Annotated in this window: 5 protein-coding genes and 2 pseudogenes; 4 read left to right on the top strand and 3 right to left on the bottom strand. The window is 64.6% G+C overall.

The genetic code is table 11. The annotated features are described in order from the left end of the window. Positions 1-785: 785 nt before the first annotated feature. A pseudogene (locus tag Q0K00_RS10235) lies at positions 786-1,364 on the top strand (flagellin); the annotation flags it as partial. A gap of 615 nt (positions 1,365-1,979) precedes the next feature. Then, a pseudogene (locus Q0K00_RS10230) lies at positions 1,980-2,279 on the top strand (flagellin); the annotation flags it as partial. Positions 2,280-2,550: 271 nt separating this feature from the next. Here Q0K00_RS10230 and Q0K00_RS10225 read toward each other — a convergent pair. The 3 genes from Q0K00_RS10225 to Q0K00_RS10215 all read right to left on the bottom strand — a co-directional run bounded on the left by Q0K00_RS10225 (position 2,551) and on the right by Q0K00_RS10215 (position 7,090). Then, positions 2,551-4,755 carry a glycosyltransferase gene (locus Q0K00_RS10225; RefSeq protein WP_297229215.1) on the bottom strand — a complete coding sequence of 735 codons (2,205 nt, stop codon included), beginning with the start codon at positions 4,753-4,755 and terminating at the stop codon, positions 2,551-2,553. A gap of 41 nt (positions 4,756-4,796) precedes the next feature. After that, complete coding sequence (locus Q0K00_RS10220) at positions 4,797-5,924, bottom strand: glycosyltransferase family A protein (RefSeq protein WP_297229213.1); 1,128 nt, start codon at positions 5,922-5,924, stop codon at positions 4,797-4,799. A gap of 131 nt (positions 5,925-6,055) precedes the next feature. After that, a complete protein-coding gene (locus tag Q0K00_RS10215; RefSeq protein ID WP_297229212.1) occupies positions 6,056-7,090 on the bottom strand; it encodes a UDP-N-acetylglucosamine 2-epimerase in 1,035 nt (344 codons plus the stop codon). Positions 7,091-7,317: 227 nt separating this feature from the next. On the opposite strand from Q0K00_RS10215, the gene Q0K00_RS10210 reads away from it, so the two are divergent. After that, entirely contained in the window at positions 7,318-7,710 is a 393-nt protein-coding gene (locus tag Q0K00_RS10210; RefSeq protein WP_297229210.1) for a cytochrome c3 family protein, read from the top strand. 181 nt (positions 7,711-7,891) lie between these two features. Next, on the top strand, positions 7,892-9,809 hold a 1,918-nt coding region (locus Q0K00_RS10205), incomplete at its 3' end, for a hypothetical protein (RefSeq protein WP_297229208.1).

Here is a 9,809-nt window from a genome sequence, read left to right as displayed (position 1 = left end):
ATGCGCCTCTTTTCTTGCCGCCGTTCAAATTAGATGCATATCTTTGTGGGCAAATATAATTTGACGACACTGTCTAATATCCTCTCGTTGGCATACGTCACCGCTCGACGCCGGGAAAACATTCGTACGGCGTGAAAAAATTTTCGAGCGGGCGGACGTGGCAGGAGTGTGGCGGGAAAAGAGGGGAGGTAGCCGCTGCAAGCTGGACTATGGCCGAATTCGGAGGAGATCCTGCCGCTGTTTGCCTCTCCGGGGGCATGGTGGGCGTATGAGCGTACGCGAGAGGGCAATCCCAAGCGCGCCGCTCTGTTGACGAAGTGCTGGAATCTTTTTACACAAAAGAAAATTCAGTACATGGAGTGGTCAGCCATGCGTAGTTCTCCTCCTGATTCTCTCTCTCTCTCTCTCTCTCTCTCTCTTGCTGATATAAACAACGTCGGGGGCCAGCCGTCCCGCCGTCGTGCCGGGCGTCGTAGTGGACGTGCGGGCTCGTTCGATCTGACGTCGACTGGCCTGCGCGGGTACGCTGAACGTCGGCATGAGGCCGCCCGCCGTCCTCTCTCTCTCTCTCTCTCTCTCTCTCTTGCTGATATAAATAACGCCGGGGACCAGCCGTCCCGCCATCGTGCCGGTCGTCGTAGTGAGCATGGTGCGTCGTCCGTGTCGACGCCTGCGGCCTTGTGCGGGCGTGTACGGTATGGGCGCGAAGAGCGCGGGTACGGCTCCGCAGGATCTGTCCGTTGCGCGCATCTGGCCGTCCTCGCCGGACAAAGGAGGGCCGCAGCATGAGTCCTCTGTCCGTCAATCACAATCTCATGGCCTACGGCGTGTCTCGTCAGTTGTCGGCACACTATGACACGCTGGCCGATTCCGTGCGTCGACTCTCTACCGGTCTGCGCGTGGAACGGTCGGCGGACGATGCGGCCGGGCTGGCCATCCGCGAACTCATGCGAGCGGACATCCGGGCCTTGGGGCAGGGCGCGCGCAACGCCAATGACGCTATCTCCCTCATCCAGACGGCGGACGGAGCCTTGCAGATAATTGATGAAAAACTCATCCGCATGAAGGAACTGGCCGAGCAGGCGGCCACCGGCACGTATGACTCCACGCAACGTCTCATCATCAACAGCGAATTCCAGCAAATGGCCTCCGAGATAGACCGCATCGCCAAGGCCACCGATTTCAACGGCGTGAAGCTGCTGGACGGCTCCCTCTCCGGCCGGCATGACGGCTCCGGACGCGGCAGCGCGGACGGTCTCTCCTCCACCGGCGCGCTCAAGGTGCATTTCGGCACGGCCAACGACAGCGCGGAAGACTATTACTATGTGGAAATAGGGGATTGCACGCTGGCCGGACTGGGACTGCGGGAAGGCGGAGCGGCTGGTGGAGGCGGCGGTGGCGGCGGTGGGGCCGGATATGGCGGGATGCCTATTTTGAGTGAGAGGGTGCAGAATGGCACTCAGGATAGATTTAATTCGGGAATTGTCTCTTTTGCTATCATTCCTGCTGGGGCAACTGGACTAAATCTTTTTTTACATGATGGAGGACAAAATGATACATTTCAAATATTTACAAGGAGTGGGAAACATATTGCCGGTACAAACCTCACAAATGTAAATGGATGGGGTGGACATCAGGGAGAGCCAAGTCAATTTATGACAGAGCAAAATGGTTTTTTTCCCGGAGCGGTGTACGATTCGAGTCAACTCAACGGAACTGGGAGAGATGTAACGTATAATTATGATAATCCTTCACAATTCAATGTTGATGGAATGAACATTGAATATTCAGGAGATTTGGGTTCGCTATCGCTTGACGGTTATGATATGCGTGAAGTTTTAAAGATTGATGTAGTAACTGAGGATTTAGTAATCATGATTGTTGGCACTGGTGTTTTCGACCTTACCGCCAGCTGGACAACTATGGGGGCAGGCGGCGCGGGCGGCTTCGTGCCTGGAGATCCCAACGGCGACATCATTTCCATCAGCACGCAGGAACTTGCCCAGCGGGCCTTGAACCGGCTGGACAACGCCATCGTCCGCAAGGATCAGATACGCGCTCACTTGGGCGCGACGCAGAATAGGCTGGAAAATACGGTGACCAACCTCAACGTGCAGGCCGAGAGTCTGCAGGCGGCGGAATCCCGCATCTCCGACGTGGACGTGGCCACGGAGATGACGACATTCGTCCGTAATCAGGTGCTCACCCAGTCGGCCACCTCCATGCTGGCGCAGGCCAACGCCTTCCCGCACATGCTTTTACAACTCTTGCAGGGATAGAGCAATTCCACATTGAAAATGTGGATTGCTCGGGTAGTCGCGAGAGCGACTACCCGCAACCGAACACGCGGAAAAACCACGCTTTTTCCGTAGTGTGAGGGTAGCGCCAGCATTGAAATTGGACACGATTTCAATGCGAATCCGCTCTAGAGGGCGTTCTTTCGTTTTTTTTCGCTGGATTGCGGCGAAAAAGAAGACACATCCCGCCGCCGGGCAAGAGTCGTGACCCCTCCGGCGACAGGACGACGCGCGGCGCAAAGCTGCTTCACACTCAAGCCCCGGCGGGCAGGAACTCCTCCAGTCCGGCGCGCAGCTCCAGCGCCCGGCGGACATCTTCCGCCACGCGGGCACGCTGACCGAGACGGGCATGGAGATGCGCCATGCGCAGCCACGGCTGCCAGTCCAACCCATTATGTTGCGCGGCAAGACGATAGTGCAGCAGCGCTTCGGGCAGACGGCCCGCACCTTCGTGCAGCAGGCCGCGGTAGAGGGCGAACCAGCTCGCTTCCTCCGTCCAGCGCGCCTCAAGGGCGGCCAGATCGGATGCGTCAGGCGAGCGGAGGGAGGCCGTCCCGGCAAGGATCTCATGCGCCTTGATCACCGAACTTGCCGGGAAGATGCTCGTGCGGCGGATGACCATCTGAGAAAGGGCTTCCATCTCTTCGGACTCGGCCAGCGACGGCGGGGCAGGCACGGCGCGCACGATGCCCGCCCGGGGCAGGCTGCGGCGGATGGCCCCCTCTTCCAGACATCCCAGCCAGAACAGCCAGTCCGTCAGGCCCATAGGCTGACAATCCCGCATCCCGCCCACGGCCTGCCAGAGGAAACGGCGGATGAGCAGACAGGCTTCCGCTTCTTCCCGGCCCAGTTTCAGCGTGCGGAAACCGCGAGGTTTCCAGAGCTGGCCGTCGGGGCCGCTGGTGCGCGCGCTGATGCAGCTTACTTCCGGCTGGTGGCGTACGGCCTGTTGCGGCGCTTCCAGCATGTCCTCGCGCAGCACGTCCCCGGCCAGCAGGGGGAGCAGCCATTGGGGCGCGTAGCCGTCCGCGCCCGGGGCTTCGGCAGCCGCATTCCAGCAGACGCAGGGACCGCTCCCCTCCGCCTGCGGCAGGGTCAGCAGGGCGGGAGCGTCCGCATAGGCGGGGCTGATCTCTTCCCATGTGCGCCGGACCTGATCGAGCCATCCCGCCGGTCCGGCCACGGCCACATCCCGGCAGAGCGCGAGACCGGAACGATATTGCTGCCGCAGCAGGCTGTGCAACCCGGCGGCCAGCATGTCGGCGGACGGCGCGTCGGCGGAGGCGGGCAGGGTCAGCAGGGGGCGTACCGTGGCGGGCGCCGGGCCTTCCGCTTCCAGCGTGGGGCGCCGCGGCGGCAGGGAGCCGTTGCGGGCGGTGAGCACCTCGCCCATGAAGCCGTGCAGACGCCGCATCTTGCCTTGCCAGGAGCAATGTTCCTCGGCGTACTGCCGCATCCGGCCGCGGATGTCCGGCTGTTCTTCCGGCAGACGGGCCAGACGCAGCACCATGCCCATGTCGATGGGGCTCTCGTCGGCGGGCACGGCGGCGGCAAAGGGCGGCAGCGGCATGAAATCCACGTCGCTGCCGCTGAAAAAGAAGGGCAGCCCCTGCAGGCAGTATTCACGATGCTTGAGGGCCGCATACTGGAACATGTTCGTGCGGTGACGACCCAGCGCGCCCACGCCCACATGGCAGGCGGCGGCAAGCTGCCAGAGCGCGTCCTGCTCGAGCTGGCCGTGGATGCGTACGGCATCCCCCAGCCGCAACTGCTGGGCCATGAGCCGATATTTTTCCAGATCCGGCCCCTCGCCCGCGAGGTGCAGCACAAAACGCTCCTTGCCCTGATACCGCGCCATGCCCAGCAGCAGGCGTTCCAGACCGTGCCAGCTGGAAAAATGCGCGGCGCTCAACAGGTGGACGGCGTCCCGAGGCGGGTGGAAATCCAGCGCGGGGACGGACTCCGGCTCGATGCCGTTGCCCAGCATGAAGGTGGGGACAGGATGATCGACGCGCGAAAGCTCGTAGCGGTTGATCTCTTCCGTCACGCCGCTGAAACCCGCCGCATGGGCAAGGGAGGCATTGCCCCACAGCCGTTCGTTGACCAGCTCCTGATGACGCAGTTCCGTCTCTTCGATGGTATTGTGCTCGAAGATGACCGGCGGCGCGGCGCGCATGAAGCGCAGCAGCTGGCGCGTGGCGCAGGGATAGCGGAAAAAGATGATGTCCGGGCGCAGGCTTTCGGCCAGGGCCTGCGCGGCGTTCATGTAGGTGGCGCGGTCGAAGGGACGGCACAGGCAGCGGAAGCTGTATCCCCGCATCTCCTGCGGGGAGCCGGGACCAAGGACGAATCCGTGCGTGTCGGGTTCCAGCTCGCGCAGACGGCGGACCTCCGCATCGAATTTCTTGAGCAGCTGGGGCAGGGTGTTCAGCAGGACAGCCAGACAAAGGATGCGCATGTGACCTCCCGGTACGGGCAGCGGTGTTCGCGGTGCAGGGTTCAGCGGCGGCGCAGATAACGGTGGGCCGTGCGCAGCATGACGTCGGGATCGACGATGAGGCGCTTGTTCAGGCCCTCGATGTTCGTCAGCAGGGAGTCGTCGTCCTGTATGCCGGGAAACAGGGCGTGCACTTCGTCGGCTGCCCGTATGACGTCCTGACGCAGGTCCGACGGCACGACGGCAAGGGCCTCACGCCGTTTGTAGATGAGCCACGAGGCATAGAACTGCTGGATGGCGGCCATCTCGGCCTGACTGCTCCGCGTGGCCTCAAGGCTGAGCGCTTTTTCCACCGAGCGCAGATATTCCAGGAACAGCTTGCGGCTCAGAGGCGGCGTGAGCTGCCCGATGACCGCGGCGCAGGCGAGACAACCCGTGGCATGGGCCAGCCAGCCGGCGAACTTCCCCGACGGGGGGAAGTCCTCCGCCGTGTCCAGCCCGTTGCCGATGCGGAAATGCATGGCCGCGTCATGGATATACTGGCGCACCACGTTGGAGGTCATGCTTTCGCCGTGCCGCCGGTAGATGACCAGCCCGTCGGGGTTGACGCCGAAACGGTGCCCGGCGAAGAGGCAGCGCAGCCAGAAGTCCTGATCCTCGCAGGCCTTCAGGCTCGTATCGAAGAGGCCCACGGCCTTGGCCGCCTCGCTGCGTATCATGTAGGTGTGCACCGGCGAGACGTTGGCATTGCACATGTGGACGTCGATATGCCCGGCATACAACGGCCAGACGGCATTGGGCTGGGACCCGTCCTCGAAGAGCTGGAGGCAGAGACTGATGCTGACCGACCATTCCGGATGGCGGGCAAAGGCCGCCAGATGGGTGGACACCACCTGCGGGGCCAGCAGGTCGTCGGCATCCAGAAACAGCAGGAAATCCCCACGCGCCGCCAGCATCCCCGTATTGCGGGCGGCGGAAAGCCCCTGGTTCTCCTGATGGATGTAGCGGATGCCGGAAAGGCCCGCCGCCACGTCGGCGGTATCGTCGGTGGAGCCGTCATCCACCACGATGACTTCCACGGAAAAGCCCGCCCCCCGCTGCTGCAGGGCGCTTTCCACGGCGATGGGCAGGAAACGGGCGTAGTTGTACGCCGGTATGATGACGGAAACACAAGGCTGACGTGTGCTCACGGCTGTCCCTCGAAAAATGGATGGCGTCCGGCCTGACCTGCCGGGCGGAAACGCGTTTCAGGGCTATGGGTAGCAGACTTGCCCCGGCACGAAAAGTAAAATTTTCCGGTAGGGGCGGGAGCTATATCCGCTCACAGCAGGCCGTCCGCCCTGTCGGCCAGCGTGGCCATGACGGCGGCCACCATGCGCCGCACGGCGCGTCCGCTGCCCTCGGGCAGGCCGGGATGCGGGCAGGATGCGCTCAGGGCGTCCGTCAGTTCGGCAAGTGCGGTCGGATCATGCGGCGGCGCGGGTTTGTGCCAGCCGCTTTCCAGCGGCAGGGCAAGCTGTCCCGGACGGGCGTCGGCGGGCACGAGGGCGCGCTTCCCGGCATAGAAGGCTTCGCGTTGCAGGCTGTCCGAATCGGTCAGCAGGCAGCGGCAGGCGCACAGCAGGGAAAGCGTCTCCTCCGGCGGCAGGGCGGGCAGCAGGCGTACGCCCGGCACAGGCGCGGGCAGGGCGGGCATGTCCGAGAGCAGCAGGATGTCCATGCCCGTCAGACGGCCCCATTCGGCAAGCTGCCGCTGGGCGGCGTGTCGTTGTTCCGGGGTGGCCGTCCGCCACAGACCGTCCAGCGAGACCAGCGCGAAGGCGGAGGCCGACGGCTGGAGGCGCTCCACGGCCGCGGCGGGGTCAAGGCCGGAACAGGCCTCCTGGAACAGGTCGTACAGAGCGTCCCCCGTCACGCAAACGCCGTCGGCAATGCCCTCGGCTTCCAGCGTTCGGGCCTGGGATGCGCCGAGACAGCAGCGCAGCAGGGCCTCCCTGTCCAAAAATTCGTGACCGGCCCGCAGGGCCTCGTCCGTGGGACGCTGCCCCGCCTCCATGTGCAGCAGCGGGATGCCTTCGCGCAAGGCGGCCTTGCCCGCGGCAAGCGCCGTCTCGCCGCCGCCGAAGACCAGCAGGGCATCGGGGCGCTCCGTCCGCAGCAGGTCGCGAAACTCCGTTTCCGTGGGGCCAGGCCGCAGCGCGCGCAACGGGGACGGCGCGGGCAGCGAGTCGCGGACGGCCGGGGGCAGGACCTCAAGGAGCAGGCTGCGCCACGCGCCGTGGGCCTCGGCCAGACGGGCGACGGCGGCGGCTATGCGGTGATGGGGGCGCGAGGCGGCAAGCAGGGCGACATGCATGGCGTTTCCTCCCGGAACGGATTGAGGGGAGTATGCGCATTGTCCCGTCGTCTGGCAAGGCCGGGGCCGGACGCCTCCCCCTGTGCGCGATGGGACAAGGCAGCCTCTCCGCCTCCGCGCATTGACACGATACTGCCGGAAGCGTAGGGTAAGTCCGAACCAGTTCTCTGGTGGACGCTCTTGTGCGGGCGTCCGTTGGTGATGCAATCTGAACGAGGAGATGTCGTATGAAGTTCGCCCTGATCCCGGCTGCCCTGCTGTCGCTGGCCCTGGCCGCGCCCGCGTTCGCCGCCCCTGCCGTTCCCGCCGACGGGCTGGAAATGGTGGGCTCCAACCCCAAGAAGGTCGTGAAGTTCAACCACAGCACCCACAAGGACATCGAGTGCACGGTGTGCCACCATCCGGTGGACGGCAAGGAAAACTTTGCCAAGTGCGCCACGGCCGGCTGCCATGACGATCTGGCCGGCAAGAAGGGGACCAAGAGCCTGTACTATGTCGTGCACAGCAAAAAGGACGTGAAGTTCCAGTCCTGTCTGCAGTGCCATGACAAGATCGTGGCCGAAAAGCCCGATCTCAAGAAGGATCTCACCGGCTGCGCCAAGTCCAAGTGCCATCCGTAGACCTGGCGTCATCTTCAGCTTTCAGGCCGCGACCCCGTCGCGGCTTTTTTTCTGCCGGGCGGCTGACGAGGCCCTGTAGGCCCTTGTTTGCCTTTTGCCCCCTAAACTGCTATTCTTTTTTGTCGTTTTACATTAGAGAACCATCCTTTCACCCATTAAGGTCCCAACCCGCGAGGCTGCCATGACGGCTGATACCGAAGAAATCATTGACCTGACCGATCTCATCGAGGAGGGGGAACCCTCCGCGGCTTCCCGTTCATCCGCGGAAAAGGACAGTCTGGCCGAACAGTTGCAGAGTCTTAACGACGTTCCTCATGCGTCGGATGATGCCATCGGCAGCCTGTTGCAGGAAATGGGGCAGAGCGCGGCTTCGCCGGATACCGTGGAGGAACTGCGTTCCCCCAGTCTTTCCGGGCCGGATGCCCCTTCGCAGGGGCCGGATGAAAACCCCAATGAAAAGATCGTCATGCCCGGCATTGACGATGTGGACGCGCTGCTGAACCATCTGGACATCCCCAGCCAGCCCCACACGACCACGGCCGCGCCCATCGAGGAAGGGGCCGCCCTGGACAGTGCGGTCGAGGATCTGCTCTCGTCCGCCGGCGTCAAAGTGCCGCCGGCATCAGCCGCTCCCGCCCAGCCCGCACCCGCTCCGGCGTCTTCATCCGGGGACGCGATGGAGGACTTGCTGCGTGACGTGGGCGGCGGTTCGTCTGCTCCGACGCCCAAACCGGCCGCGACTTCCGCAGGGGATGAGCTGGAGGATCTGCTGCGTGATGTGAGCGGCGGCGCGCCTGACGCATCGTCCAAACCGGCTCCGGCGTCCTCCGCCGGGGACGCGATGGAGGATCTGTTGCGCGATGTGAGCAGCGGTTCGCCCGCCGCGGCGGCACGTCCTTCGCCGGATGACGATATCGAAGCCGCTCTGGATGCGGACCTGACGTCTCTCATGGCGGATATGGGGGATCCTGTGCTGCCGTCCGCCTCGCCCGCTGCCGAAGCGCCGTCCGAACGGAAAACGGCTGACCAGGAACTGGACGATCTGCTGGCCTCGGATACGGATCTTCCGCTTACGCCGCCGCCTGCCCCCAAAGCGCCTTCTGCACAACCGGCCCCTGCCAAGGCCGCCGCTCAGGCTGCGCACGCCAAGGCCGCGCCGCAGCCCGCTCAGGCCAAGACCGGCCCCAAGCCGGCACCGAGACCTGCGGCCAAACCGGCTGCGCAACCGGCGGCCAAACCCGCGCCCAAACCTGGAGCCAAACCCGCCCCAAGCCCGGCTGCAAAACCGGCCGCGAAACCGGCGGCTCCTGCAGCCCCCAAAGCCAAAAATCCTGCCAGCGCGGCCCCGGCGCCCCAGAAGGGGAGCGGCCATGCGGACAACGCCGATCTGGATGCCCTGCTGACCGCCGCGACGGCCCCGGCAAAGGCTCCTGTGCCTCCGACTGTCGATGAGATGGCGGCGATGCTCGATGCCGTGCCGGTCGGGCAGTCTGCCGGCGCGACCGCGCTGCCTGATCTGGACGATATGTTCACGGAAGAACTGGCCGCGCTGGAAAAGAAAAGCAAGGCGGCTCCTGCTTCCGCGTCCTCTGCGGATGACGATATGCTGGCCGATCTGGACGCCATGCTGAGCGAAGCGCCCGCCGCGCCCGCAGTGGAAGCCGCGCCTGCGGCTGCCGAAGCTCCCGCGCCCTCCGCGTCGTCTGCGGATGATATGCTGGCCGACCTGGACGCCATGCTGAGCGAAGCGCCCGCCGCGCCCGCAGCGGAAGCCGCGCCTGCGGCTGCCGAAGCTCCCGCGCCCTCCGCGTCGTCTGCGGATGATATGCTGGCTGATCTGGACGCCGCGCTGGGTGAAATGCCCGCCGCGCCCGCAGCGGAAGCCGCGCCTGCGGCTGCCGAAGCTCCCGCGTCCTCCGCATCGTCTGCGGATGACATGCTGGCTGACCTGGATTCCATGCTGAGCGAAGCGACCGCCGCACCGGAAGCCAAGGCCGAACCTGCGGCCGCCGCTGCCGACGACATGCTGGCTGATCTGGATGCCGCGCTGGGCGAAACGCCCGCCGCGCCCGCCGAGGAAGCCGCGCCTGCGGCTGCCG

This window comes from uncultured Desulfovibrio sp. (assembly GCF_944327235.1).
Lineage (GTDB): Bacteria > Desulfobacterota > Desulfovibrionia > Desulfovibrionales > Desulfovibrionaceae > Desulfovibrio.
This window is presented reverse-complemented; position numbering and strand designations above follow the sequence as displayed.

What these genes read in the sequence shown, in the direction of transcription:
- Q0K00_RS10215 (WP_297229212.1), bottom strand. Translation starts at nt 7,090, where the DNA reads ATGCATGTCGCCCTGCTTGCCGCCTCGCGCCCCCATCACCGCATAGCC.
- Q0K00_RS10225 (WP_297229215.1), bottom strand. Translation starts at nt 4,755, where the DNA reads ATGCGCATCCTTTGTCTGGCTGTCCTGCTGAACACCCTGCCCCAGCTG.
- Q0K00_RS10210 (WP_297229210.1), top strand. Translation starts at nt 7,318, where the DNA reads ATGAAGTTCGCCCTGATCCCGGCTGCCCTGCTGTCGCTGGCCCTGGCC.